Origin of the sequence: Pseudocolwellia antarctica (genome assembly GCF_049933045.1) — a bacterium.
Lineage (GTDB): Bacteria > Pseudomonadota > Gammaproteobacteria > Enterobacterales > Alteromonadaceae > Pseudocolwellia.
In genome coordinates this window covers 2,625,439-2,650,676 of sequence record NZ_CP187926.1, presented here as the reverse complement: position 1 = coordinate 2,650,676, position 25,238 = coordinate 2,625,439, and the positions used below count along the sequence as shown (strand labels likewise).

The 25,238-nt window shown below is 34.0% G+C and carries 25 protein-coding genes and 1 pseudogene; 18 read left to right on the top strand and 8 right to left on the bottom strand.

Going from position 1 to position 25,238, the window contains the following annotated elements; genetic code table 11:
- Positions 1–235 precede the first annotated feature (235 nt).
- Positions 236–844: a carbonate dehydratase gene (gene can, locus ACPUVN_RS11455; protein ID WP_426360195.1), complete on the bottom strand. Its 609-nt coding sequence runs from the start codon at positions 842–844 to the stop codon at positions 236–238.
- Between the two features lie 413 nt (positions 845–1,257).
- On the opposite strand from can, the gene ppiC reads away from it, so the two are divergent.
- Entirely contained in the window at positions 1,258–1,536 is a 279-nt protein-coding gene (gene ppiC, locus ACPUVN_RS11450; protein ID WP_426360196.1) for a peptidylprolyl isomerase PpiC, read from the top strand.
- Between the two features lie 14 nt (positions 1,537–1,550).
- On the opposite strand, the gene ACPUVN_RS11445 is transcribed toward ppiC, so the two are convergent.
- Positions 1,551–1,718, bottom strand: a complete 168-nt coding sequence (locus tag ACPUVN_RS11445; RefSeq protein WP_426360197.1) for a DUF2897 family protein — start codon at positions 1,716–1,718, stop codon at positions 1,551–1,553.
- Positions 1,719–1,728: 10 nt separating this feature from the next.
- On the bottom strand, positions 1,729–2,370 hold the full coding sequence (locus tag ACPUVN_RS11440; RefSeq protein ID WP_426360198.1) for a PilZ domain-containing protein: 642 nt from the start codon (positions 2,368–2,370) through the stop codon (positions 1,729–1,731).
- A 245-nt stretch (positions 2,371–2,615) separates the two neighbouring features.
- Here ACPUVN_RS11440 and ACPUVN_RS11435 point away from each other — a divergent pair, with 245 nt between their 5' ends.
- From ACPUVN_RS11435 to ACPUVN_RS11425, 3 genes are read left to right on the top strand one after another with little or no spacing between them, the layout of a single operon-like run.
- Positions 2,616–3,872 (top strand): lipoprotein-releasing ABC transporter permease subunit, encoded by a 1,257-nt coding sequence (locus tag ACPUVN_RS11435; RefSeq protein ID WP_426360199.1) that lies wholly within the window; start codon positions 2,616–2,618, stop codon positions 3,870–3,872.
- Positions 3,865–4,566, top strand: coding sequence for a lipoprotein-releasing ABC transporter ATP-binding protein LolD (lolD, locus tag ACPUVN_RS11430; protein WP_426360200.1), 702 nt, complete (start codon positions 3,865–3,867; stop codon positions 4,564–4,566). The genes ACPUVN_RS11435 and lolD overlap by 8 nt, the downstream gene beginning before the upstream one ends.
- Before the next feature lie 3 nt (positions 4,567–4,569).
- The gene (locus ACPUVN_RS11425; RefSeq protein WP_426360201.1) at positions 4,570–5,835 is read left to right on the top strand and encodes a lipoprotein-releasing ABC transporter permease subunit; all 1,266 of its coding nucleotides are present in this window, start codon (positions 4,570–4,572) and stop codon (positions 5,833–5,835) included.
- A 6-nt stretch (positions 5,836–5,841) separates the two neighbouring features.
- On the opposite strand, the gene ACPUVN_RS11420 is transcribed toward ACPUVN_RS11425, so the two are convergent.
- On the bottom strand, positions 5,842–6,945 hold the full coding sequence (locus ACPUVN_RS11420) for a GGDEF domain-containing protein (RefSeq protein WP_426360202.1): 1,104 nt from the start codon (positions 6,943–6,945) through the stop codon (positions 5,842–5,844).
- A gap of 87 nt (positions 6,946–7,032) precedes the next feature.
- Positions 7,033–7,551 carry a DUF2062 domain-containing protein gene (locus tag ACPUVN_RS11415; protein WP_426360203.1) on the bottom strand — a complete coding sequence of 173 codons (519 nt, stop codon included), beginning with the start codon at positions 7,549–7,551 and terminating at the stop codon, positions 7,033–7,035.
- A gap of 37 nt (positions 7,552–7,588) precedes the next feature.
- Between ACPUVN_RS11415 and ACPUVN_RS11410 the strand changes: the two genes are divergently transcribed.
- From ACPUVN_RS11410 to kdsB, 5 genes are all read left to right on the top strand, one after another.
- Positions 7,589–10,102, top strand: a complete 2,514-nt coding sequence (locus tag ACPUVN_RS11410; RefSeq protein WP_426360204.1) for a DNA internalization-related competence protein ComEC/Rec2 — start codon at positions 7,589–7,591, stop codon at positions 10,100–10,102.
- A gap of 125 nt (positions 10,103–10,227) precedes the next feature.
- Positions 10,228–12,009, top strand: coding sequence for a lipid A export permease/ATP-binding protein MsbA (gene msbA, locus ACPUVN_RS11405; protein ID WP_426360205.1), 1,782 nt, complete (start codon positions 10,228–10,230; stop codon positions 12,007–12,009).
- A gap of 8 nt (positions 12,010–12,017) precedes the next feature.
- Entirely contained in the window at positions 12,018–13,055 is a 1,038-nt protein-coding gene (gene lpxK, locus ACPUVN_RS11400) for a tetraacyldisaccharide 4'-kinase (RefSeq protein ID WP_426360206.1), read from the top strand.
- A 21-nt stretch (positions 13,056–13,076) separates the two neighbouring features.
- Positions 13,077–13,253 carry a Trm112 family protein gene (locus ACPUVN_RS11395; RefSeq protein WP_426360207.1) on the top strand — a complete coding sequence of 59 codons (177 nt, stop codon included), beginning with the start codon at positions 13,077–13,079 and terminating at the stop codon, positions 13,251–13,253.
- A gap of 18 nt (positions 13,254–13,271) precedes the next feature.
- Positions 13,272–14,036 carry a 3-deoxy-manno-octulosonate cytidylyltransferase gene (gene kdsB, locus ACPUVN_RS11390; protein ID WP_426360208.1) on the top strand — a complete coding sequence of 255 codons (765 nt, stop codon included), beginning with the start codon at positions 13,272–13,274 and terminating at the stop codon, positions 14,034–14,036.
- Between the two features lie 237 nt (positions 14,037–14,273).
- Here kdsB and ACPUVN_RS11385 read toward each other — a convergent pair whose 3' ends face one another.
- On the bottom strand, positions 14,274–15,374 hold the full coding sequence (locus ACPUVN_RS11385) for a 1-acyl-sn-glycerol-3-phosphate acyltransferase (RefSeq protein ID WP_426360209.1): 1,101 nt from the start codon (positions 15,372–15,374) through the stop codon (positions 14,274–14,276).
- A gap of 593 nt (positions 15,375–15,967) precedes the next feature.
- Between ACPUVN_RS11385 and hpf the strand changes: the two genes are divergently transcribed.
- The 3 genes from hpf (at position 15,968) to nudC (ending at position 18,040) form a co-directional block, all read left to right on the top strand.
- Complete coding sequence (gene hpf, locus ACPUVN_RS11380; RefSeq protein ID WP_426360210.1) at positions 15,968–16,327, top strand: ribosome hibernation-promoting factor, HPF/YfiA family; 360 nt, start codon at positions 15,968–15,970, stop codon at positions 16,325–16,327.
- A gap of 95 nt (positions 16,328–16,422) precedes the next feature.
- Entirely contained in the window at positions 16,423–16,833 is a 411-nt protein-coding gene (gene arfB, locus ACPUVN_RS11375) for an alternative ribosome rescue aminoacyl-tRNA hydrolase ArfB (RefSeq protein WP_426360211.1), read from the top strand.
- A 232-nt stretch (positions 16,834–17,065) separates the two neighbouring features.
- The gene (gene nudC / locus ACPUVN_RS11370) at positions 17,066–18,040 is read left to right on the top strand and encodes an NAD(+) diphosphatase (protein WP_426369131.1); all 975 of its coding nucleotides are present in this window, start codon (positions 17,066–17,068) and stop codon (positions 18,038–18,040) included.
- A gap of 113 nt (positions 18,041–18,153) precedes the next feature.
- Here the strand turns inward: nudC and ACPUVN_RS11365 are convergent, their stop codons facing one another.
- Positions 18,154–18,948 (bottom strand): peptidylprolyl isomerase, encoded by a 795-nt coding sequence (locus ACPUVN_RS11365; RefSeq protein ID WP_426360213.1) that lies wholly within the window; start codon positions 18,946–18,948, stop codon positions 18,154–18,156.
- Positions 18,949–19,209: 261 nt separating this feature from the next.
- Between ACPUVN_RS11365 and ACPUVN_RS11360 the strand changes: the two genes are divergently transcribed.
- Complete coding sequence (locus ACPUVN_RS11360) at positions 19,210–19,617, top strand: hypothetical protein (RefSeq protein ID WP_426360214.1); 408 nt, start codon at positions 19,210–19,212, stop codon at positions 19,615–19,617.
- A gap of 162 nt (positions 19,618–19,779) precedes the next feature.
- Here the strand turns inward: ACPUVN_RS11360 and pheA are convergent.
- Positions 19,780–20,959 (bottom strand): annotated as a pseudogene (pheA, locus tag ACPUVN_RS11355) (prephenate dehydratase).
- Positions 20,960–21,757: 798 nt separating this feature from the next.
- On the opposite strand from pheA, the gene ACPUVN_RS11350 reads away from it, so the two are divergent.
- The 5 genes from ACPUVN_RS11350 (at position 21,758) to msrQ (ending at position 25,181) form a co-directional block, all read left to right on the top strand.
- Positions 21,758–22,177 (top strand): hypothetical protein, encoded by a 420-nt coding sequence (locus ACPUVN_RS11350; protein ID WP_426360216.1) that lies wholly within the window; start codon positions 21,758–21,760, stop codon positions 22,175–22,177.
- Positions 22,178–22,364: 187 nt separating this feature from the next.
- Complete coding sequence (locus tag ACPUVN_RS11345; RefSeq protein WP_426360217.1) at positions 22,365–22,916, top strand: DUF2058 domain-containing protein; 552 nt, start codon at positions 22,365–22,367, stop codon at positions 22,914–22,916.
- A 90-nt stretch (positions 22,917–23,006) separates the two neighbouring features.
- The gene (locus tag ACPUVN_RS11340; RefSeq protein ID WP_426369130.1) at positions 23,007–23,366 is read left to right on the top strand and encodes a glutaredoxin family protein; all 360 of its coding nucleotides are present in this window, start codon (positions 23,007–23,009) and stop codon (positions 23,364–23,366) included.
- A 190-nt stretch (positions 23,367–23,556) separates the two neighbouring features.
- Complete coding sequence (gene msrP / locus ACPUVN_RS11335) at positions 23,557–24,579, top strand: protein-methionine-sulfoxide reductase catalytic subunit MsrP (RefSeq protein ID WP_426369129.1); 1,023 nt, start codon at positions 23,557–23,559, stop codon at positions 24,577–24,579.
- Positions 24,579–25,181, top strand: coding sequence for a protein-methionine-sulfoxide reductase heme-binding subunit MsrQ (gene msrQ, locus ACPUVN_RS11330; RefSeq protein ID WP_426360220.1), 603 nt, complete (start codon positions 24,579–24,581; stop codon positions 25,179–25,181). The genes msrP and msrQ overlap by 1 nt, the downstream gene beginning before the upstream one ends.
- The last annotated feature ends 57 nt before the right edge of the window (positions 25,182–25,238 follow it).

The window sequence follows — 25,238 nt, the reverse complement described above, 5'->3', positions numbered from 1 at the left end:
GCTGTTCGCTTTTTTAATAGAATAACTATTAGACAAAGCTCACATCGCGATTAAATCCGTTTTAAATTGAATAAAATTTAACCCTGAAAGATCATCATACCCTAGACTTAGTGTTTTAAGTTCAAAGGCGATGACATTTAATCAATTAGAGTATGGAGTGAAAGTGAAGTAATAAGTTTAACTACACTTTCATTCTGAAATAAGATATTTAATATCAACCTAATTCAAGCGATGATTATTTAGTCGAGCTTAAATCAACAGAAACATTTAAGTCTTTTAAAATTCCGTCATGCACATTGTAAATAAAACCATGTACGGTAATTTCTTGATTATTTTTCCAAGCATTCTTCAATATAGTGGTTTTCGAAACATTAACAACTTGTTCCATTACGTTTAATTCACTCATTAAATCAGCTTTCTTATCTAGATCTTTAACTGTATCAAGTTGCTCTTTATGAAAGCGATATACATCTTCAATATGTCTCAGCCAATTATCAATAAGACCATGGCTTTTATCATCAAGAGCAGCTTTAATACCACCGCAGCTATAATGACCACAAACAATGATATGCTTTACTTTTAAAACATCTACAGCAAACTGAATTACAGATAAACAATTTAAGTCAGTATGTATTACTTGATTAGCAATGTTTCTATGAACAAATACTTCACCAGGTAATAAGCCCATTAAGGTATTTGCTGGAACACGAGAATCAGAACATCCTATCCATAAATATTCAGGAGATTGTTGCTCTGAAAGGAGCTTGAAAAAGTCAGGCGTTTCTTTTTTGATATCTTCAGCCCATTTAATATTACTTTCAAATAAATGATTGATAGAAGCCATTTCATATTCTCAATTGTTAAAATTGCCTCAGTCTATATGAAAAAAGCTTAGAGCAAAATAACCTAATTAAAATTTAGTGATGTTTTGGTATTTGTGGTTAGGGTCTGTTTATTTTTCGAGATTATTTTTACAGCAAGATGTTTGATATTTAGACAAAGCAGAGTATGAGACGTGTAGCTGGCTACCTGAGCAGACGATAACGTGGTATAAATTTCAAACACATGCTGCCCTTTAGGTTCATTTAAAACGAATTTACTCATTGCTGTTCGCTTTTTTAATAGAATAACTATTAGACAAAGCTCACATCGCGATTAAATCCGTTTTAAATTGAATAAAATTTAACCCTGAAAGATCAACAGATCCTAATGAATGATGTAATATATAATAAGAAAAATATTAATTTGGTGACTCTAATGGCAACAGCCAGCGCAATACATATATTAGTGAAAACTGAAAAACTCGCACAAGATCTACTTTCTCAATTAGAAAAAGGAGCTGATTTTGCGGCACTTGCTAAAAAACATTCAATTTGTCCTTCTAAAAAGAAGGGCGGTGATTTGGGGGAGTTTAAAAAAGGGCAAATGGTTAAGCAATTTGATGATGTGGTTTTTAAAAAAGCGCTTTATAAAGTTCATGGTCCTGTAAAAACAAAATTTGGTTTTCATCTGATCAAAACGCTTTATCGTAGTTGATGTGTAAAAAGAGTTTATTCTTCTTTTTTCTCTTCTTGTTCTAATTCAACATTACGTTTATTTATATCTTCAAGTTGTTGTTCCGATAAATTGAATTTTTTAGCTGATTGCTTTAATAATAAAATGCCACCTACTATTAGCCCTAAAGCGATTAATGCGATGATAATTCCTATTGTTGACATGATGACATCCTTATTGGTTTGATTGCTTATGACGCTCTTTTGCGAGCTGCTGTAATTGTTTAGATTGAAGGTGAAGACTTGAGCGAACGAGTCTTTCTCTGTCATCTTCTCTTATGTGACGGAAAATAACTTTATGGTGGTATTGTTTTTCATTGCTAGCAGCATCAATTCCATCAGTAACTTGTAATGACTTTTCATCAACAGATATAATTTCTGAATGACAATATATAGCGCAATTGATATGTGTTAAGAATATTTTCAACTCAATAACATCATTCAGACAAAGTGCTGTATCACTAATAAATTCAATACCGCCACCTCCAAAGGTTATTCCTTGAAAGCGAAACGCTTTATTATCTTGTTCACTAAGTATGTGATCAACAAGTAGATCGATTTTTTTAGCTTGATAATTTAAATATTGAACGAGTTGACCCGCTATACCTGATATTGCACCTAAAGGAGCTAAGGCTTCTTGGTCTAATATATCTATATCATTAGCTAGTTTAAACGGAGTAGGCATGTCATTAACAAAGTCGTTATATGGAATACTTTTGCCATCCACTAATGGTTGAACATTAATGTTGAATTGATGTGTTATGGAAAAAAATTCATCAAACTGTTTTAATTTTAAATCGATCTGTTCGTCTGACATTAGTTCAACCTTCACTTGTTTATTCATTGAGTATAAAAGGCTTTTAACAAATACTCACTTAAAAAATATTAATTAACATTTATTTAGCTGTTTTCTACTATTCAAATTTGATTACAAAATTGCGTTATTAATCATAATAGAGTTTCACTTGATTATGTTATGCTATAAATTATCAATCTAATCGAATTTTAGTTTATAGTTCGATTATATAATATAAAATCAACTGTTTAAGAATAATACTATTCATGTTTTTACCTGCAAGTTTTTTTATTGGTCTACGCTATAGCAGAAGTCAGAGAAACTCTGGTTTTGTATCTTTTATTACTTTTTTTTCAATAGCAGGTATCGTTTTAGGTGTCGCATCACTTATCACCGTTGTTTCTGTGATGAATGGCTTTGAAGGTGAGTTAAAAAAACGAATTTTAGGCATAGTGCCGCACATCGTTGTTGACCTAAAATCGACAGGTGGGTCTCCTTCATCCAATAATACTACTTTTAATAACTGGCAAGAAGCTCGCGAAAAGCTTTTAAGTTATCCTCATGTGAAGCATGTAACTCCTCTTTTACAATCAGAATCTTTAATTCAATCTAACAAAGCCTTACAAGGTGTTTTAGTTGTAGGTATTCTTCCTGAATTTGAACAACATAATATTATTAATACTAATATGGTTTCAGGCGATCTGGAGTCTTTAAATAATACTCCATACTCTGTTGTTATTGGTAAAGCGTTAGCTTACAAGTTGAATGTATCAATAGGTGACACAGTACGTATTGTACTGCCTAATAAAACTATCTTTACACCTATGGGACGAATTCCTGTTCAGCGTACATTTACTGTTTCTGGTGTCTTTAACGTAGGTTCAGAGGTCGATGGTTCTGTTGTTTATGTTCATAGCAACTATGGAGCAAAACTGTTGAAGCAGAAGGGCGATGGTATTAGTCATTTACGACTCTACCTTGATGATGCTTTTAATGCTGATTTGCTGTCAAAACAGATACATAATGAATTACCTAATTTAGATATTGCCACATGGAATGATAGCCAAGGGGCTTTGTTTTCCGCAGTGAAAATGGAAAAAAACATGATGTGGCTGATGCTAAGTTTAATTATAGCTGTTGCTGCTTTTAATATCGTTTCAGCACTTGTGATGGTGGTTATCGATAAGCAAGGTGAAATAGGAATTCTTCAAACATTAGGTATGAATCGAAAAAACATTTTAAATATTTTTATTGTTCAAGGTGTATCTAATGGTCTTTGGGGCGTAATTATTGGTTCTGTTTTAGGGACATTAATTACAGTAAATCTAAATAGTATTTTATCGCTTATTGGTGTGAGTGTTCTTGGCGCTGCTTTTGCTGGTCAGAACTTACCTATTGATCTGAATGTGAATCAAGTCATTATCATCATAGCTTCGGCATTATTTACTAGCTTTTTAGCTACCTTATATCCAGCTTATCAAGCATCTAAAACATTACCCGCAGAGGTTTTAAGAAATGAGTGATCGTTTACTGTGTAAAGCAGTATCTAAATCGTACTTTAATGGTAAGCACGAAACAAAAGTACTTGATGAATTAAACCTTAGCGTTAGCTCGGGCGAGCTTTTGGCTATTGTTGGAAGTTCAGGTTGTGGTAAGAGTACATTCTTACATATCGCAGGTGTTCTTGATTCGCCAACATCAGGTGAAGTTATTATTAATGATGTTAATGTTCACTCCTTATCTGATAAAGAACGAGCAAGCTTCCGCAATAAACATATTGGCTTTATTTATCAATTTCATCATTTAATGATGGAGTTTTCAGCCGTTGAAAATGTCGCTATGCCATTACTTATTCGTGGCGTTTCGCCCAAAGAAGCGAAATTAGCGGCGCAAGAAATGTTATCTAAAGTGAGTTTATCTCATCGTTTTGAACATCGACCTTCAGAATTATCGGGAGGAGAGCGTCAACGTGTTGCAATCGCTCGCGCATTAGTTACAAACCCATCAATTGTACTGGCAGATGAACCTACGGGGAATTTAGACTTTGATACAGCTGAGCAGATATATGGGTTAATCAGAGAGCTAAACGCTACCTTAGATACAAGCTTTGTTATTGTGACGCATGACTTAGTTTTAGCTAGTAAAATGGACCGCCAATTAACCTTAACACAAGGTCAATTAAAACCAGGTTCACCTAAAATTGATGGAAGCTGTTAAATAATGTTTAAACCACTCAGCTTATTTTTAGCCTTACGCTACGTAAGAAGTCGACAAGGTAATGGGTTTGCTTCTTTCATTTCGGCATCTTCTACTGTCGGAATAGCTCTAGGTGTTATGGTACTTATCGTGGTTTTATCTGCGATGAATGGTTTTGAAAAAGCATTAGCTGACAAGTTCCTTTCTGTTATTCCACATGGGCAACTTATTGGTGTAAATGCACCTATTCCTCAATGGAATACTAAAGCTGCTCAGGTGTTAAAGTCTGAACACATTATTGCTGCCGCTCCTATGATCAACGTGTCTGGAATGATGCAATACAAAGGACAAGTGAAAGGCATTGAGCTTAAAGGTGTTGATCTAAAATTAGAGCAACAAGTTTCATCAATTGCTGATTATATTGTTGAAGGTAAGTGGAATGACTTGTCTGAGCCTAACGGTATTCTTATCGGCGCGGGTATCGCGAAAAAATTAGCTTTATCGCTAGGTGATTCAGTACAGCTATTGTTGCCGCAACATGTATCACTTCAGGGCAATCATAATGTTAATCAAAGCTTTCCTATTCCGCTCACCCAACAGGTGACTATTGTTGGTATATTCAAGTTTGGTGGTGTTGTTGATGACATGAATGCCTATATGCAGTTTGATAATGTATCTACATTAATGGGCTACAATCCAGGTCAAGCACAAGGTTTAAGTATCAAAGTTGATAATGTATTCAATGCGCCTAAAATTATTCGTGAAGCTGCATATAAATTAGATCATTATGTTTATGTGTCAGATTGGACAAATGAACAAGGCCATCTTTTTAACGATATTCAACTTGTTAGAATGGTGATGTATATAGTTTTGATTATTGTTATTGCTGTTGCTAGTTTTAATATAGTTTCGACGCTTATTATGGCGGTAAACGAAAAGAAAGGTGATATAGCTATACTGAAAACTATGGGGGCTAGCTCTTTTGTCATTATGTGTAGTTTTATGATCCAAGGACTTGTTAATGGTATTGTGGGTGTTACTGCTGGGGCATTTTCGGGGATATATTTGGCAAATAATTTAACGGATATTATTCGTGAAATAGAAATGTTCTTTGGTATTCATTTTCTTTCATCAGATATTTACTTTATTGATTTTCTACCGTCTTACTTACATTACCCTGATGTGTATGTAACGGTCATCACAGCCTTGTTTCTTTCTTTAGTCGCGACTTTATATCCTGCTTGGAGTGCAACTAAAATAGACCCAGCACAAGTGCTAGGACAACTATAAGTATCATTAGTCAGGTAATATTTCTGCATCGTTTGTAAATGTTTTATTTTTACCTGAATTTTTTGCTTTATATAAGTTTTTATCAGCTTCAGATATTGCCGTTTGAATATTTTTATCATCCACCATCGTACTGATCCCCATACTAACGGTAACATCAAAAGTATGCTCATTTGACAGTGGGTATTTATCTTTAATGGCTTTATGTATTTTTTTAGCTGTAATGCCTGCTTGTATTGACGTGGTATAAGGAAGAATAAATAAAAACTCTTCGCCTCCCCAACGTGCAATGGTGTCTTGTGTTCGCACACATGATTTAAATATTTTAGCTAATTCAACAAGAACTACATCTCCAATATTATGACCATACTCATCATTAATTCTTTTGAAATTATCAACGTCACAAATGATTATGCTGAGCTCTGTTTGGTTTCTTATCAAACGACGTTGTTCGTATTCAATAACGTGTGTTGCATCTCTGCGGTTAGATAACTGTGTTAGAGGGTCTATTTTCGAAAGCTTTTCAAACTTATCGCTCATGTCATGCATTGCACGGTAGGAACTTTCTCGTGCGTATTCGTACAAGGCACTTAATGCTGATACTGTAATAAAAGAAGAGAGTAAGCGTAATTTAAAATCTAATGGGTAATAAGCGATAGCTAGAGATTCAAAAGGCATTAATAAAATACTTGAGGCTACCATGATAAATACCGATAGATTAAATATCCCAGTCTTTAAACCACAGATAAAAAAGGTAACAGGCGCCGTTAAAAATATCCACAAAGGTCCTGTTTGGTTAGCACCACCAGTACAGAGCAAATAGAACATTAAAAAATAGACTTGATATAAAATGATCGAAGAGGAAAGGGTGTAATTGTTAATGTATTTTTGTGTTATTGGACCTAAGGTAAAAATAAAGCTAACGATTGATAAGATAAGACAGAGTTGGAAATTTTGATTTGAATACGCAAAACCACTAGCTACAGCAGTGATTAAAGTGCCAATTAAAGCAAACAGATGAAGAATAAAGATTTTCTTATTTGTCTCATCTGAATTATGTTTTTTAGCCCCAGCATTTAAATAGGCTAAGAATAAAGATTTTAATGAATTCATTATTACGGTCTTTAGAATTGATGATTAACAATAACTAGCTCTTATTCTAAAGTATAGCCCTTATTCTGAAAGGCATCTGCTGAGCGGCTATTTAATTCGTAAGTTTTTACGTTTTTGCCATTCTTTTGCTACTGATGAGCGCCAAATAATGTTTATTCCAACATAGCCAACAATAGAGAAGAATGTTGCGCAAATTAAGCATCCTAATAAAAATGCAGGGCCAATAGTTGTTAAGCTATCGCTAACCCATTGCCAACTAGGATCAAACTCAAATGCTTTTTCTGGAGCATTGATTACCCAAGTACCTACTAAATAACACAAATAGAAAATTGCTGGCATAGTGAGTGGATTGGTTATCCAAACAAGAGCAAGTGAAATCGGTAAATTAGCGTTAACTAAAATAGCTATACCTGCAGCAAGTACCATTTGGAAAGGCACAGGAACAAATGCAAAAAATAAACCTACTGCAAATGCTTTAGCAATCGAGCGTCTATTTAAATGCCAAAGACTCGCGTTGTGTAATAAACCGCCAAAAATTTGTAAATATTTATTGTTTTTTATAGAGTGGGGATCTGGCATTAAGCGCTTAAGAAACTTTTTAGGCATATATACAATAATTTAGATTTTTGGGGAATTAATCACTATGGATAGGTGGCTAATCACGTTTTTTATTGGCGCTATTTTGTCACTATTTATGCCAATAGTGCCACAGTTTTTTTGTGTTATTTTATTTATAGCACTAGGGATAACGTGTTTATTAACTAAAAGAGCTCGAATTGTTAGCGGATTTTTTTTTGGATCAGCTTGGATCCTCTTTAATGGCTTTCAATATAATGCCGTTTGGGATCGTAATAACTTAGACACAACCCAAATATTCAGTACTTCACATACGGTTATAGGTACAGTCAAAAGTATTCCTTCAAAAACAGTCATTAATATCGATAATAAAAAGAACGGTAAAAGTAATAATGGAATATCAGGGCCTTCACCTAAAATAAATGACACATTCAATTATAAATTTAACTTTGAAGTATCACACATCAATCAACAAGTATTAGAGCAGCCATTTATTCTACGATTGAATTGGAATAGAACCACCGAAATTATTCAACAAGACGGAAGGTATAATTTAAACGTAAAGTTCAAACCACCTAATGGTTTAGCTAATAAAGGTGGATTTAACTATCAAGTATGGTTAAGACAAAATCAAATTGTCGCTACAGGTTACGTAGTAAAACCTCGTGATAAGCAGGTTAATCAAAACTTCACTCTTGAAACACCGTCGAGTCACCGGCAAAAACTATATTCACAATCCCTTAAACTTTTACCTGAACATGATTTATCTCCGCTGCTTACCGCATTAAGTTTCGGAGAAAGAAGTACAATCGAATCTAATATCTGGACCATTTTAAATAAAACCAATACACAGCATTTGATTGCTATCTCAGGTCTTCACCTCGGTTTGATCGCGACAGGTAGCTTTTTGTTGATTAATTTTTTACTAAGAATACTCCCGTTACGTTTGTTTATGAGTAGCACTTCTAATATCAGTTACTTTCTCCTATCAAATAACATTAAGTACTTTGCTGTTTTATTGAGTTGTAGTCTTACTTTTTATTACGCCTATTTAGCAGGTTTTTCTTTACCCACAGTAAGAGCGTTGATCATGCTTTTATTGTTTTGGACTTTCAGGATCGTTGGCATTAAATGTAGCTTAGTTACTTGGTTGTTTCTTACTGTATTTATTGTACTTATATCAACACCCATGAGTTTGATCAGTGGCAGTTTCTGGTTATCTTTTTATGCAGTAAGTTTAATTCTATTAACTTCTTGGAGGTTTAAGCATACTTTTGTGGGTAAAAATAAATTAAGCACGTGGCTTAAATCACTTTTTTGGGTGCAACTTAGTTTAAGTATATTTATGTTACCTATTTCGATGTTGTTCAACTTTCAGCTTTCCTTCGTATCTATTTTTGCTAATTTATTTGCTGTACCCGTAATGAGTTTTACAAGTATTCCACTGTCATTATTAGCTGTATTAATAATGCCTTTTAGTCATTTATTATCAGAGGCTTTATATCAACTCGCTTTATTCAGCATTGAAGGTGTATGGTTTTGGCTAACATTTTTAGCGGAACAACCTTGGGCAACAGTGAGTGTTTCATTTATAGATATTGTAATTATTAGCCTATTATTATCTGTTGTTGGGGTGATCAGCTTTTTGTCTGTTAAAAAGAGCTCTGCTGGTTTTCTTGTTTTAATAAGCATTTCATTCATCGCTTATTTGGTTATTACTAACAAACAGGATGCTGATTGGAAGATCGTTGTGCTAGATGTTGGGCAAGGATTGAGTATTGTTATTGAGAAAAATAACAAAGCAATTCTTTATGATACAGGCGCAAGTTACCCAAGCGGATTCAATATGGTAGAGGCATCGGTATTACCTTATTTAAAGTTCAAAGGAATTACAGCGTTAAATAAAGTTATTATTAGCCATAGCGATAATGATCATGCTGGCGGCTTAAATGTTTTAAAAGAATCCATCCATATTACTGAACTGATTGCTAATGACCCTGAATTAAAAGGCGATAGCAGGTGCACACAAGGTGACTCTTTTAATTGGCAGGGTTTAACCTTTAATGTGCTTTGGCCATTAGATGATGATAAGTACGTAGGAGATGAAAACGATGACTCGTGTGTTATAAAAATAAGTGATGGTTCAAGCAGTGTATTACTCACGGGGGATATTTCTAAACGCGTTGAAAAGTTACTTGTTGCTGACACTCATATGGCTCCGTTATTAAAGAGCGATGTAATTATTGCGCCTCATCATGGTTCAAAAACCTCATCAAGCCATACTTTCATTCAGGCCGTGTCACCCCAATATGTTATTTATAGTACAGGTTTTATGAATAGATGGCGTATGCCGTCTACAATTGTTCAACAGAGGTATACGGATGAAAATATTCAAGCATTCAACACCGCCCATACAGGTATGGTTGAGGTGAAAATCGAGATGGAATTTCTCGATGAGGAAAGCATAATGGGCAAAGCTAAGCTTAATAAAAGTAATTTAACCTCAATCAATACACACGAAACAAAGATTAAAGTAACGCCATATAAGCAAGAAATGTATCCATTCTGGTTTGCCCATTAGTTGGCTATTATCAAATCAGTAATGAGTTATAAGCCTGTATTACCTTTATTCATCGTCAATTAGTTGGTGTAAGCGTTAAATATCGGTAAAATAGACAAGTATTTATTAAATGAATGAGAGACTTAATGTCTAAAGAGACTGCTGCAACGACCACTCAAGTTAGCGATAAAACATTAACTGAAGCAACAACATGGGAAAATTTTAAACGCCTAATGTCGTATGCTAAACCTTATAAAGTAGGGTTTATTGCTGCCATTCTCGGTATGTTAGGTTATGCAGGTGTCGATACTCTGTTTTTCTCTCAATTACAGCCATTGATAGACGAAGGTCTTTCAGGAGCTAATCCTAATTTTATGAAATGGGCACCACTATTCGTTATTGTGTGTTTTATTGTGCGTGGTATTTGTCATTTTGTTGGTAATTATTGCTTAGCTTGGGTAGGTAACAATGTTGTTGCTGATATCAGACAGAACTTGTTTGAACACATAATGTCACTTCCCGTAGCTTTTCATGATAAAGAATCAACAGGCTCTCTTATTTCAAAACTTACCTTTGATACAGAGCAAGTGCTTCAAGCAACGAGTAAAGCCTTAATCACGCTAATTCAGCAAGGTGCTTTTGTTCTTGGTTTACTTATCGTTATGTTTTACAAAAGCTGGGAACTATCAGCAATATTTCTGCTTATTACCCCTATTATTGCCGTTATTGTTACTATCGTGTCTAAACGCTTTAGAAGCGTAAGTAAAAGTATTCAAAGTGCTATGGGACAGGTTACGAGTGCTGCAGAGCAAACATTTAATGCCCATAAAGTTGTGTTAACGTGTGATGGGCAAGAGCGTGAATATAAACGTTTTAATCAAATTAATAAGCATAATCGCCAACAGCGTATGAAGTTAGTCGCTACAAGTTCTGCGAGCGTTCCTATTATTCAAATTATTGCGTCTTTTGCTTTAGCGTTTGTATTGTATGTGGCAAACCTTGAATCGATGAAAGCAACGTTAACTCCAGGTATTTTTATTACCGTAATTACTTGTATGACGATGTTACTTAGACCACTGAAACAATTAACGACTGTGAATAGCGAATTCCAAAATGGTATGGCGGCTAGCGTAAGTATTTTTAGAGTATTAGATGAAGCTAAAGAAAAAGACAGCGGCGTCATTCATATTACTAAAGCGAAAGGATCTTTAGCGTTTAATAATGTCAGCTTTTCATATAAAAATGATAAAGACTTAGCGTTAAAAAATATCAGTTTTGAGGTTAATCCAGGAGAAACTACGGCTTTTGTAGGTCGCTCGGGTAGTGGTAAATCAACAGCAAGTTCTTTATTACTGCGCTTTTACGATGCAACTTCAGGTGAGGTACTTATTGATGGAAAAGACATTACTCAATACAAACTTCAAGAGCTACGTAAACAATTTGCTTATGTATCACAACAAGTGGTTCTGTTTAACGATACCTTAGCGAATAATATTGCCTATGGAAATCCTAATGCGACAGAAGAAGAAATTAGAGCTGCTGCAAAAAGTGCTCATGTTCTAGAATTTGCTGAGAAAATGCCTGACGGTTTAAATACTAACGTAGGTGAAAATGGCGCATTACTTTCTGGTGGACAGCGTCAACGAGTCGCTATTGCACGGGCTTTATTATGCGATGCACCTTTCTTAATTTTAGATGAAGCAACCAGTGCTTTAGATACTGAGTCTGAACGTCATATTCAAGATGCTTTACAAATACTACAGCAAAACCGCACATGTATTGTTATCGCTCATCGTTTGTCGACGATTGAAAGTGCCGATAATATTATTGTGATGGATCAAGGTGAAATTATAGAGCAGGGCGATCATAAGTCACTACTTGAGAAAGAGGGTGCCTATGCACAATTACATCGTTTTCAATTTAGTTAGTTGAAGTTATGCGATTAATTGAAAAAGTATGGTTCAAACAACATCAAGCTAAATGGTTGCTTGTACCTTTGTTATTGCCAATTACGCTGTTATTTTACGTATTAACTGGCTTACGTCGATTATTCTACCGTCTGGGTTTGTTTAAATCTTTTAAGGTATCAGCACCTGTAATTGTTGTGGGTAATATCGGTATTGGTGGCAATGGGAAAACGCCTGTTGCTATTTTCCTTATTGAACAATGTCAAAAAATGGGCTTAAAAGCTGGTGTTGTTAGTCGAGGTTACGGCGGTAAGGCTCCTCACTATCCTTATTTATTAAATGAAAATAGCACAGCAAATGAAGCAGGTGATGAACCCGTTTTAATTTACAATCGATGTAACGTTCCCGTAGTTGTTGGTTCAGACCGAGTGGCTGCAGCTGAGTTATTAATACAGCAAGGCTGTAATATTATTATCGCCGACGATGGATTACAGCATTATAGATTAGCAAGAGATATAGAGCTGATAATCGTTGATGCGAAACGAGAATTTGGTAATGGTTTATTACTACCTGCTGGCCCTTTACGTGAAGGCCGTTGGCGTTTAAATAGCGTAGATTATGTTATTTCTAACGGCGCATTAAAACCTGAAAGTTGTATTAATCTTGCGGACAATCATCTAGAAATGATTTTGTGTCCGCAGTTTGTTTGTAATGTAAAAACAGGCGAGAAAATATCACTACAAATATTTATTAAAGCAAATAATACCGTTAATGCTATGGCAGGTATTGGTGATCCCGAACGTTTTTTTACAACATTACGTCAACAAAATTTCGCCCTTAATAATGCAGTAGGTTTTGTTGATCATCATCACTTTACTGTTACCGATTTAACTCAATTCTCTGCAGAAGTTCCTTTATTAATGACAGAGAAAGATGCGGTTAAGTGTCAAGGTTTCGCGCAAGAACATTGGTGGTATGTACCTGTAGGTGCAGAGTTTTCAGAACAAGCAGTAAAACCATTATTAGATAGAATAAGTGAATTGGTGCATAAAGCCGATCTTCAATAAATTAATCAAAAGAGAAACATCATGGTATTTGATACAAAATTAATGGAAATATTGGCGTGTCCAGTATGTAAAGGTAAATTAGACTTTGATAAAGAAGCAAAAGAACTTATTTGTAAATTTGATCGTTTAGCATATCCAATCGAAAAGAACATTCCTGTTCTTCTAGAAAACGAAGCACGCAGAATTACTGAAGAATAACTAAAGAAAGGTTCACACATGTCATTTATTGTTGTAATTCCAGCTAGATACGAATCTACACGTTTACCAGGAAAGGTATTAGCGGATATTAATGGAAAGCCTATGATCCAATGGGTTGTCGAAAAAGCTAAGCGTAGTGGTGCCAGCCAAGTCATTGTTGCAACGGACAACGACGAAGTTGAAGCCGTAGTTAAAAGCTTTGGTGGTGAAGTGTGTAAAACACGTAGTGATCATCAATCAGGTACTGAACGTTTAGCCGAAGTGATGGAAACGTATAAGTTTTCTGACGAGCAAGTTATCGTTAATGTACAGGGTGATGAACCTTTTATTCCACCTGAAAACATTGCACAAGTGGCTGACAACTTAGCGTTGCAAAACAGTGCGAGAATGGCAACATTAGCCATTAAAATAACAGATGTAGAAGAAGCCTTTAATCCAAATGCTGTAAAAGTATTATGTGATAAAGATGGTTACGCACTGTATTTCAGCCGAGCTACCATTCCTTACGATCGTAACCGTTTTTTAAATAAAGATATTGTTACTGAAATTGGCGAGTTTTATTTAAGACATATTGGTATCTATGCCTACCGTGCAGGTTTTATTAAAGACTACGTTACTTGGCCAGCAAGCCAACTTGAACAAATAGAATCGTTAGAGCAACTACGTGTTTTATGGCAAGGTGAAAAAATTCATGTAGCGGTAGCTGAGTCAACAGTGCCTGTTGAAGGTGTTGATACGCCTGAAGATCTTGAAAGAGCAATACAGTACGCTAAATCTTTATAACTTAGTGGTCATACCTATAACTAATAAGATAAAAGGCAAGTATTCTTCATAGCTTAAAGCTATGTCAGCTTTTTATCAGAAAGAGTAAGTTGTTTAGAGTGATAAGCAGAGCTTGATTCAAGAGTGACATTTATTTTTATAGTTATTGAAAATAAATGTCACTAGATTGCTTTAACTTATTATTTTAAAAGAATAAGTTAATTAGGTTTTAAAATAGGTTTTTCGCTAGGTTTTGAGTTAGCTTTTAAGTGACTCTTTAGCAAAAACAGGATTGGCATACATGGTTAATAACCATTGTCTTTGTTCTTTCGTTAATTGTTGAAGTCTATTATTTAGTGGGTTTTCTTCAGTAGAAACAGGAGTATTATTCAATACATCGTAAGCTTTTTGGTTGCTATCATAAAGTTTATAGTTAGCAATAATTTTAGTATCAATTGCTTGAGCTATGGCTTTACTGTCTTCAAAATCACCTAAAATAGGATCACAAAACTCAATGTGAACGTGTCCTTTCTTACCTACTAAACCTCGGGTAATACTATCAAAATCTTCGTTTTCAGACTTTATATATTCACCAGTCGCTTCTTTAGCAGCTAACTCTCTGGCTTTATCTCTATCGCAAGGATCAAACTCATAAGAAATGGCAACAGGAATGATATTCAGCTCTTCTAAATATTCGGCAATATTCCTTTCTTTACCTTTATTGAGTAGTAACATAGAAATAAGTGCTGAATTGGTTTTATCTATACCATCTTTAGCTCTACCTTCACGTTGCGCTATCCAAATATTCTGTTTGCTCTCACTAAGAGTATGGTGAATATAGCTAGAAAGGTTCTTTGATGCCGTTAGCATAGCGCGTTTCGTTTTCTCACTACGTTTCACAATAAAGCTTTTATTCAAACGCATTAAATCAGACACCCACGGCTGATTTAATAAGTTATCACCTACCGCAGCTTCTACAGTTGTTATGCCACTTTGATACAAAGCTAAATTAACAAAAGCAACGTCGAGCACTATGTCTCTGTGATTACTAATGAACAATGAAGGTTTGTTAGGATCTATTTTATCGATACCGTTATAAGAGAAATTAGTGCAGCTGGTTTCGATCAAATGATAAAGATATTTAGCCACTTCTTGTTGAATATCATCAATAGAATTAACTTTTCTAGAGCGAACTTTTAAGTACATTTTAACGATAAGTTGCGCTAACTTCGGCACAGTTTTATGTATTGAAGGAAGTTTTATACTAGCAATTGATGATTGCAATGCTGGTTCATTAATTAGCTTCTTTATTACAGTAGCTACCTCATCATTTCGATAAGGGCGGATATCATCAAACATTCATAGATCCAAATTAGGAGATAAATAAAAATAGAAATTTACATAAATAATTTGAACGAATTTAACATCGAGAGTTCAAAATATTTAGTTGTATTATAACATGTGATTATAGCAGGCGATTATAACGTAAACATTACATTCATAGATGTTTTTATTTTTGAATGAGCAATCTGTTTATATAAAGATTTAAGCTTAAATTTACATTAAAAACAATACCTAAAATACGTAGTTTTTAAGAAAATATAAGGGTCTGTAAATCTTTTACAATTAAATTGTGATCATGACATTTACTTTATTGAAAAGCGATGCTTTACTTAAAACTGAGTCTTTAAGATAAGCTGTTTTATCATTTTAGTAATAAGTGTTTAGTTATTTACGAGTGAACAATTTTTTTCGGATGACTTAAAGACCATTAGATAAACAATAATTGTAATTAGCTGCATACGGAAACATTTACTGTTATTTATTTACAATCTATCTAATCAATAAAAACAAGAGGTTATAAATATTTAAGAAATAATTTTTTAAAAAAGCTTGTCTTTTTACCTGTAAGCCCTCAGGTTATTTATGAGTAACAACTAAAAGGAAAACCTATGAAAATAAATCTTTCTGGTCATCATGTTGAAGTTAAAGATTCAATCAAAGAGCATTTAGAAGAGAAGTTTGCCAAGATAGCGAGCCACTTTCCGACAGTCATCACATTAGATGTCATTCTTTCTAAAGAGCATGGACAATTTCAAACGGAGTTAATTACCAATTATGAAGGTAGTAGGATTTCAACTTCAGCTAAAAATGATTTGTTGTATCCAGCAATTGCAGCTGCTGCGAAGAAATTAGATTCGGCGCTTAATCATAGAAAAGGTCAATTAAAGGCAAATTTACATAGTAAACCTGAGCCAACAACCCCTATAATTGCACATGAGCGCGTGCAAGAGATGAATTTAAACTCGTAAATCACCCTCAAGGTTATAAAACCTAACTTTTGTCAGGAGGAGACTCCTGACATACTTCCTCAAATATTTCTAACTCAATCTATAATTGGTTCTTTGTGATAATTTCTAACACAGTCGTACTTCAAGATCATGAATATGAACTTCATGCTATTCGTGCTCAAGGTGCTGGCGGGCAAAATGTTAATAAAGTTTCTTCAGCTATTCACCTGAGGTTTGATATTAATGCATCGTCACTTCCTGACTTTTATAAAGAGAGACTACTCGCATTAAAAGATAAAAGACTCACCAAAGACGGCGTCATCATAATTAAAGCGCAAGTACATCGAACACAAGAAAAGAACAGAGATGATGCTGTTAGTCGCTTAAAAGAGTTAATTAAAAGTATCGCGGTAGTACAGCGAGCTAGACGAGAAACTAAGCCGACAAGAAGCTCGCAAAGAAAGCGAATGGACCATAAAAAGCAACGAGGTAATGTTAAAACTTTAAGAAAGCGAGTCGAAACCTAGTACTTTATTTTTAGCTAGCTTCACCAAACTCACATAGTATGAAAGTATATGTATGTTACTTAACGCCGCTTATTTTTTAGTTTTATCCGCTTTGCATGGAATAGGCTCTGCAAAACCTTTCTCTGTATAAATATCAGGTTAATAGCTGACAAAACAACTTAATAATATCAACAAAACCTATATCTTTAGGGCGTCGGCTATACCGTAGTACCTTTTTTCAAGGATAACTTACATGAATAAACTTACATCAAGGTGTTCATTCACTCAGATGACATTAGATCGTGCTTCAAATAAACGTAAAAGCGATGAATGGATCTCGGCACAATTAGCTCAAGAAAACTGTCAGATCATTCCTGTTTGGAATACGAGCTTTATCTTTGTAGAAAGTCATTTAGTTCTATTGCAAGGAGAGGCTAAATTAAAAGTCTTATCTTCAGACGTTACCTCAAAAATAAATATTCAAGAGAAAGAGCAGCATCTTATATTTTTAGGATTAAATGACGCTGTTCCAATCTTTGCCATTGATATTTCATCGGTAGAAGAGGGCGATCTTGCTAATTTATTTGGTGACTCGGCAGAGCCTATTCATTTAAGAGCTGCTCTTGGTCTTATAAATCATGAACAAGCGTCGATTTTAGGTTTTGCTAACAACTTACTTTATTGGAATAAGTCGAATCGATTCTGTGGTGTATGCGGTACTGCAACACAAACGAATAACGGTGGACACTCCATTGTTTGTACTAATAAGGAATGTAACAAAGAAATTTTCCCTCGAACAGATCCTGTTGTCATTATGCTGATTGAATATAAGCCTGAAAGCGGTCCTGCACAATGTTTACTGGCTGAACATTATAGATCGGCAGACAAGTGTGTTTCTACATTAGCTGGCTTTATTGACCCCGCAGAGACACTTGAGCAGGCAGTAATACGAGAAGTTAAAGAAGAAGTTGGAGTTAATGTATTTGATGTTGAATATGCTAAGTCGCAACCTTGGCCGTTTCCGAGCTCATTAATGTTAGGTTTTTATGCAAAAGCTAATGATCCTGCTATCCAGTTAGATGATGATGAAATTAGAGATGCTCAATGGTTTACTGCAGATGAAGTAAGATCATTCAGCAATTGGGGAGATGAAGATGAAAACTATAAACTACCTCGTAAAGAGTCTATCGCACGTTATCTTATTGATACCTGGTTAGAAGCGAATTAAAAAGTCTGCTTTGTACTTTAAAGAAGGGCTGCCATTTTAAATAAAAGAATAGCGCTTTAATAAAAGTTGAGTATAAATGTAAGCACTTCAACTCTTATTAAATTGATTTTATATTAACTCTTTCTTGTTAATTTTCTAGCACTTAAACCCGTAACTAAAGCGATTAACACCCAGAACATGCTTCCTCCACTACTACCTGATGATGTTTCAGAGTCTTGCCCAAGAATTAAAGTATTTATTGCTGGCGATAAATTTTGTGCGGTCGCTGATGAAGAGTCAACAATAACAACTTGGTTAATCGTAATGTAATTTTCTTGTGAAGGTACTCCATCTGAATTACATTCGTAATTTACTAAAGGTAAATCACTAAAATCAGCTTCAGAACAAGTTGTTATGTTTTTTATCGTATCTAATGTAGCGAGGGTTTCTACACCATCAGCACCTTCCGTCATAATTTGTCCAAAAACAGTAAAACCATCGTTTTGTAAATCTAAATTAGCGCTGTTGTCAGTTAAGTTAAAAAACCATTCACTGGTTGCGCTATCAGGATCACCAGAAATTTTGGCCATAGCGATAGTGCCTTCAACATTTGAAAATACAGGCTCATTAATCACTGATGCATTTTTAGTAATTGCATCAACTTCTGTTCCACTAACAGTATAACCACCCGACTGGATAATAAAATTAGCGATGCTACGATGGAAAATGCTATCAGTATAAGCTCCATCTTCAATATAAGATAAAAAATTAGCAACAGTTTCAGGTGTTTCTTCATCAAATAAGTTAATGTGAATATTGCCCTGTGATGTTTGAAATTCAACGGTAGTAGCATTAACCGATAAACATGATATTGCAGTGGCAACAGTAAAAATAGACGCAAACGACTTGCGAATTAACTTATTTAACATAAGTACCTCATAAATTAGAAGATGGTGTAAAACGTGTGGGTAGATACTAAAGATAACTTGTTAAAACAACAATAGTGAATACCAATAATGTTTGGTAAATGCAGGGGATTGTTTTTCGTTTATAAATATTCACTTTGTTATTAAGATATATTCTGCGGGACATTAATTGAGGAAACTTAGCGTTTAAAAATATATTGATTAAAAAATAGTCTTGCTATATAAAATACATCAATAATAATTATAAATAAGAGTAATACTCCTATGAATGTTAATAAAAAACTCTGGTCTTTTATTTTTGGTTGCTTAATTGCTGCTTCATTTGTTTGGTTAATCAGCTTAGGTAAAAGCGCTGGTGTTATCGAATATTTTCATCAGTATCCTGAATTTGTGATCGACTACTATGCCTTGATGATAACCGCTATCGCAACAGCTTGTTTAACCTTGTTTATCGTTTTGATTATGAAATGGGTGTTTAATTTATTACCAAGAGAACATCCATTTTGGTTAATTTTACCAAGTGTTACTTTTGTAAGTTTAACCTTTTTCTCATCTAAATTAATGGTGGTATCTATCTTAGCTGCCGCTATCCCAGCTCTTATTATTTTAGTCGTTATAGCTGTGATGGGACGGTTAATGAATATTTCTCGTTTGAAAAATCAAGTCACATAACTTAAGTACAAATTTATCTATCGCCATAAATGGTAGTTTGAGCTGTTAGTTAAACAGACACAAAAAAGGTTGCTTATTAAGCAACCTTTTTGATTTTTAATCATATGTATTTTCAGTGATGTGTTTTTACTGAACTGTATTTAAACCGAGCTAAACAATAGATTAAACTATCGCACCACTTGGAACACTTGTTGGACTGATGTGCTCTATAGGATAACAGCCAAGTACTTTAATGAAATTTGTATGTTGTGTAATTTCAGAAATAGCTTCTTGTATCGCTAAACTTTTTAAATTAGCTTCAACGTCTAAGTAAAACATCTCTTCCCAAGGTCTACCTTGAATCGGGCGAGATTCTAACTTACACATGTTAATGCCTTTCTCTTTTAATACGATTAAGCATTCTACTAAGGCACCAGGCTTTTGGCTGGTCGCTAAAACAATAGTGGTTTTAGCGGGTATTTGTTCAGCTACATCAACAGGTTTACGTGCAACTAAAACAAATCGGCTGTGATTTTCTGCTTGGTTAGCAATCGACTTTTCTAAAGCGTGTAATTTATATAAATTACCGCCTTCTTCACTACCAATAACCGCAACAGTTTCATCTTGTAGCTCGTATGCTTTAGCCATGGCTTCAGCTGTACTTTCACAATATTCAATGCGAAGGTTTTTTTGTTTATCTAAAAAGTTACTACATTGTGCAAACGGCTGACCATGAGCATAAATTGTTTTGATCTTACTAAGCTCAGTATTTACAGCGGTAAGTAAACAATGCTCAATAGGCTGTGTAATTTCACCTACAATCGAAAGGTTAGTATGCTGTAAAACATCATATACTTGGTTAATACTGCCTGAACTTGTATTTTCTACAGGTAACATGCCGTAATCAACTTGTCCTGATTCAACTTGCTGCATAATTTCAGCAAAGCTTTTACAACCAGACTCAATGATTTTTTCAGCTCTACGAGAGAAGTATCTATGGCTTGCTAAATAACTGTAAGAACCTTTGTCACCTAAAAATGCCACACTTACTGTAGGAACTTGAATGTTAGGGTTAGCAAGGGTTTGTAAATAAGCTTGTTGATTCAGAAACTGAATCTTCAATAATAGTATGGAAAACACTGGTAACGTAATGCGCGTCTAAACCTAGCTTTTTACCTTCGGTTATCAATCTAATTAAAAGCGCTTGCTCTCTTTGTTGATCACGTACTGGTCTAATTAGGTGAGCTTTGCTTTTCGCTACATTTAATGTGAGAGAGCGCCTTTGAGCAAAAAGTTCTAATAACTGTTGGTCAAGGTTAGTGATTTTCTCACGAATTTTGTCAAGATCTAGATCTTCGTTCACCGTATTATTTCCTATAAAAATAAATGAAATAGTTAATACCAATGTTTCCATTTTTCCATAAAAAAACCTCCATTTGGGAGGTTTCATTATCGTTAATTGTACGAATAAAAAACTCCCTCATCCTTAATTTATAAAAGGAATAAGGTTAAATCGTGCAAAATAAAAAGATTGAATAATGTTCATGCTTGTATCCTATCTATCACGCGTTAAATATTCAACCGTTTCCTTATATGTTTTTTATTGAGAATATAATCAATTTCGTTATGTTTTTACCTTTATATCCTCATCTATTATTTTTACTGTTATTTTATTTTTTGATTAAAAGTGCATGTGTTTTTTAAAAAGTCAGAGGGTAATTGGAGAAAACAAGTCAAAATTTTTTATGTGAAAAATTCGGTTACAAATAATTTTTATGCTAAAAATGTTTGAGTCTTGTATGGATTACAACCGAAATACTTTGTATCTCTTTAGATAAAACATTGAATTTCACTTATAAAAAAAACGTAGTGAATTCAGGTTGAATAGGTGGTGTAGTCGCTTGTCTCCTAAACAAAAAATCAATATGTAGTGCCTAAAGACCTTTAGATAAATTTAGTTTTTGTAAATAAGATTTTATTTGTTAAGATAATGTAAGGAGTTGGTTGCCCTTTAGGTTTTTTAGCATTATTTTTTAAAGCGTGCTAAGCAGTATAAGTTTATATTTTTTAATAGAATATAAATCTAATTTCACATTTATGTGTAATTGAAGACGTAACAATATCGTTATTCAATAGTTACCACTTTACATGACTATTTATCATGGCAGATAAAATAGCTATTTTTTATATAGTCCCAACAAGTATTGTTGGCAGGCTAGAATTTACGGTAAATAAAATGTCAGATGAAAATGCTCGCTATATCCAAGTAGGCGATTGGGTATTTGAAGTTAAAACAGTAAGAGCTTTAAGAGTTGATGAATATGGTAAACCTTATTCAGCCATTGCTAATTGTAATTTAAATGGCGATTCAATGTATATTGATGGCTTATTAACTAAAGATGATAAAGAGTTTAGTAAAGAAGACCTTTTGACTTTTCATAAGTTTAGTCAAAAAATGGGATTAGAAAATATGTCTTACCATAGATACCAAAATGGTGAGTCAGTAACAAAGGACGTTAAAGTTCAATCCTTTGATAAGAAAACAAAAACAAAAGATGTAAAGATGAGATTAGTTAAATAGCTTTAACTTAGATCCATTATCAATAAATGAATTGTTATTATTTTTAATAACAATTCATTTATTCGATCCCAAATACGTTAAAAATAGCATAACTCATCACAATCCCTTCTTTTGTTCCTTTAATAAATTAATAATAGTGCTAAAATACGGCTTTTTTATGTATGAAATAAACTAGAGCAAAAAATTTATGGCATCGTTACAAGAACAATTGTTAAAAGCTGGTCTAACAACTAAACAAAAAGCGCGTCAGGCTAATAGCGATCAACGTAAAAAAAACAAACAAAAGCGTAGTGGAGTTCAACATGATCTCAGCTTGCAAGAAAAAGTAAAACAAGATTTAGAAGCAAACAAAGCTGAAAAAGCTAAGAAAGATTCTGAGTTAAATGCACAAAAGCAAAAGCAGCTTGTTGAAAAAGAAACTCACTTAAGAATTCTTCAAATTCTACAACATCATCAGTTGTCTAAAATTAACGGTGAAACCGAATACAATTATACTTTTAATAGTAAAGTTAAGAAGTTACTTGTAGATGCTGTTACGCATAGAGCATTAGTTAATGGTCGTTTGGCTGTATGTGGTTTAGATGAAAAAACGTATGTTGTTACATTTGAAACAGCAGAAAAAATAGCAACATTAAACAGCTCTGTTATTTTAGTTCAAAATGATAAAGTTGAAGCAGATAATGTTGATGAGGATGACCCTTATGCAGAATTCCAAATCCCAGATGATCTCATGTGGTAATACACTTCTAAAAGCTTTATCACTTCAACCTAACTTCGTTTGGGTTGAGGTTTAATTTAAAACGTTATTTCAATTATATAAAGAGACAATATGTTTATTATCCGATGGCTTGTGGGTTGTATTATTTTAGGAATAAATTTTATTTTTACTCCTCGCTCACCTAAGCGTGAAGCATCTGTTCAAAAAGAAATTAATGATAAAACTCAGTATTTCACACTTTACCAATTACCTGCTTGCCCGTTTTGTGTAAAAGTACGTAGAGCGATTAAGCGTGAAGGTTTACAGATTAAAATTGTAAGCACTAAAGACGATGTATACCGTAATGAATTAACTAATGAAGGCGGTAAACATAAAGTTCCATGTTTGAAAATTGCTCGACCTAATGAACCTGTTGAATGGTTATATGAATCAAGCGATATTGTGACTTACCTAAAAACATTTTCTAGTTAAACTCCTCCTTTAAATTTATCCTTTTCTATACTTAAGTATAAAGTATGAAATTAATCATACTTTATACGGTCTTATTAAATATCCAGCTAAACAAAAATACATTTATTAATATCTATTGTATTTAACTTTTGAGCCGAGTTTGGGCTTATTAAATTGTTTTAATATTTTATTCAAAAGAAAAGGGCGAAGTATGCTTATTAAATCTCCAGTAAAGTCTGCTCTAAAAGAAAGTCAGGTTACCGACGAAGGTGTTTATAACGGTAGACGTAGTTTATTGAAGTCTATGGGCTTTATTGGAGCAGGTACATTACTCTCTAATTCAATTGCTACTTCTGCTAATGCTGAAGGTTTTGGTTTATTCTCGTCTGATGAAGTAAAAACGTTTGAACAAAAGCCACTTAAATATACACCTGCGAATGTAACTGAAAATTCTGAAATCTTAACGCCTGAAAGCAAGGTAATAAGTCATAACAACTTTTATGAATTTGGTACCAACAAGTCAGATCCAGTAAATAACTCTCAAGGTTTTAACGTTAATCCATGGTCGTTAAAAATATCGGGTGAAGTGAATAAACCATTTACTTTAGACTACGATGATTTATTTAATAAATACGCTATTGAAGAGCGTATCTATCGCTTACGTTGTGTTGAAGCTTGGTCGATGGTTATTCCTTGGTTAGGTTTTTCATTATCTGAAATAATTAAGCAAGCGGATCCAACATCAAAAGCTAAATATGTAGCGTTTGAAACGTTAGATGATCCTAAGCAAATGCCAGGGCAGAGAAGCCGTCGTGTGGGTGGTGGTATCGATTTTCCATATGTAGAAGGTTTACGTCTGGATGAAGCGATGAATCCTCTAACCTTTATGAGTGTTGGTGTATACGGTAAAACATTACCGCCGCAAAATGGTGCGCCAATACGTTTAGTTGTGCCATGGAAGTATGGCTTCAAAAGCATTAAATCTATAGTCGGTATTAAGCTTGTAGAAAAAATGCCTCCAACAACATGGAACATATTAGGTCCAAATGAATATGGCTTTTATGCAAACGTAAATCCAGAGGTTTCACATCCACGTTGGAGCCAAGCGAGCGAACGTAGAATTACAGCTGGCGGCTTATTTTCAAGAAACAGAATAGAAACCTTACCTTTTAACGGTTACTCTGAAGAAGTAGCTCACATGTACAAAGATATGGATTTACGGAAACATTATTAATGCCAATTAAGAAATACTTTCCACCCACTTGGCTAGCTAAAACCTTTATACATTTAGCCTCGTTATTGCCTTTAGTTAATCTTTATTGGCTGGCGTATTTTGATGAATTAGGTGGCGATCCTGTAAAAGAAGTTATTCACTTTACAGGTATTGGCGCGCTTAACTTACTGCTACTGTCTTTAATGTTGACACCTTTAGCTAAAATATTAAAGCAGGGTAAGTTTATACAGCTACGCAGAGTTATTGGTTTATATGCCTTCTTCTACGGCTTATTGCATATATTAAACTTTTTGTTTTTTGAAGTTCAGTTTGATTTTTCTTTATTTATTGATGAGATTTTTGATCGTCCGTATATCACTGTGGGCATGACAGCGTTATTAATTTTAACGGCTTTAGCAATTACTTCTGTTGGCTTTATACGACGTAAAATGGGGCATAATTGGCAAAAACTGCATAACTTAACGTATTTGGCTGGTGCTTTAACGGTTATCCATTTCTTTTGGTCGGTTAAGTCAGAATTAACTAGCCCGTTAATGTATATCGCTTTTTTCTTGTTTTTACTTTATTTACGAAAAGATAAATTCCGTCGTTGGTTTAAATAACTTTAGTTTATTACAAAAGCCTAATGTGAAATAAAAAGCTCAAACTGTATTTTATCT

What these genes read in the sequence shown, in the direction of transcription:
- can (WP_426360195.1), bottom strand. Translation starts at nt 844, where the DNA reads ATGGCTTCTATCAATCATTTATTTGAAAGTAATATTAAATGGGCTGAA.
- ppiC (WP_426360196.1), top strand. Translation starts at nt 1,258, where the DNA reads ATGGCAACAGCCAGCGCAATACATATATTAGTGAAAACTGAAAAACTC.
- ACPUVN_RS11445 (WP_426360197.1), bottom strand. Translation starts at nt 1,718, where the DNA reads ATGTCAACAATAGGAATTATCATCGCATTAATCGCTTTAGGGCTAATA.
- ACPUVN_RS11440 (WP_426360198.1), bottom strand. Translation starts at nt 2,370, where the DNA reads ATGTCAGACGAACAGATCGATTTAAAATTAAAACAGTTTGATGAATTT.
- ACPUVN_RS11435 (WP_426360199.1), top strand. Translation starts at nt 2,616, where the DNA reads ATGTTTTTACCTGCAAGTTTTTTTATTGGTCTACGCTATAGCAGAAGT.
- lolD (WP_426360200.1), top strand. Translation starts at nt 3,865, where the DNA reads ATGAGTGATCGTTTACTGTGTAAAGCAGTATCTAAATCGTACTTTAAT.
- ACPUVN_RS11425 (WP_426360201.1), top strand. Translation starts at nt 4,570, where the DNA reads ATGTTTAAACCACTCAGCTTATTTTTAGCCTTACGCTACGTAAGAAGT.
- ACPUVN_RS11420 (WP_426360202.1), bottom strand. Translation starts at nt 6,945, where the DNA reads ATGAATTCATTAAAATCTTTATTCTTAGCCTATTTAAATGCTGGGGCT.
- ACPUVN_RS11415 (WP_426360203.1), bottom strand. Translation starts at nt 7,551, where the DNA reads ATGCCTAAAAAGTTTCTTAAGCGCTTAATGCCAGATCCCCACTCTATA.
- ACPUVN_RS11410 (WP_426360204.1), top strand. Translation starts at nt 7,589, where the DNA reads ATGGATAGGTGGCTAATCACGTTTTTTATTGGCGCTATTTTGTCACTA.
- msbA (WP_426360205.1), top strand. Translation starts at nt 10,228, where the DNA reads ATGTCTAAAGAGACTGCTGCAACGACCACTCAAGTTAGCGATAAAACA.
- lpxK (WP_426360206.1), top strand. Translation starts at nt 12,018, where the DNA reads ATGCGATTAATTGAAAAAGTATGGTTCAAACAACATCAAGCTAAATGG.
- ACPUVN_RS11395 (WP_426360207.1), top strand. Translation starts at nt 13,077, where the DNA reads ATGGTATTTGATACAAAATTAATGGAAATATTGGCGTGTCCAGTATGT.
- kdsB (WP_426360208.1), top strand. Translation starts at nt 13,272, where the DNA reads ATGTCATTTATTGTTGTAATTCCAGCTAGATACGAATCTACACGTTTA.
- ACPUVN_RS11385 (WP_426360209.1), bottom strand. Translation starts at nt 15,374, where the DNA reads ATGTTTGATGATATCCGCCCTTATCGAAATGATGAGGTAGCTACTGTA.
- hpf (WP_426360210.1), top strand. Translation starts at nt 15,968, where the DNA reads ATGAAAATAAATCTTTCTGGTCATCATGTTGAAGTTAAAGATTCAATC.
- nudC (WP_426369131.1), top strand. Translation starts at nt 17,066, where the DNA reads ATGAATAAACTTACATCAAGGTGTTCATTCACTCAGATGACATTAGAT.
- ACPUVN_RS11365 (WP_426360213.1), bottom strand. Translation starts at nt 18,948, where the DNA reads ATGTTAAATAAGTTAATTCGCAAGTCGTTTGCGTCTATTTTTACTGTT.
- ACPUVN_RS11360 (WP_426360214.1), top strand. Translation starts at nt 19,210, where the DNA reads ATGAATGTTAATAAAAAACTCTGGTCTTTTATTTTTGGTTGCTTAATT.
- ACPUVN_RS11350 (WP_426360216.1), top strand. Translation starts at nt 21,758, where the DNA reads ATGGCAGATAAAATAGCTATTTTTTATATAGTCCCAACAAGTATTGTT.
- ACPUVN_RS11345 (WP_426360217.1), top strand. Translation starts at nt 22,365, where the DNA reads ATGGCATCGTTACAAGAACAATTGTTAAAAGCTGGTCTAACAACTAAA.
- ACPUVN_RS11340 (WP_426369130.1), top strand. Translation starts at nt 23,007, where the DNA reads ATGTTTATTATCCGATGGCTTGTGGGTTGTATTATTTTAGGAATAAAT.
- msrP (WP_426369129.1), top strand. Translation starts at nt 23,557, where the DNA reads ATGCTTATTAAATCTCCAGTAAAGTCTGCTCTAAAAGAAAGTCAGGTT.
- msrQ (WP_426360220.1), top strand. Translation starts at nt 24,579, where the DNA reads ATGCCAATTAAGAAATACTTTCCACCCACTTGGCTAGCTAAAACCTTT.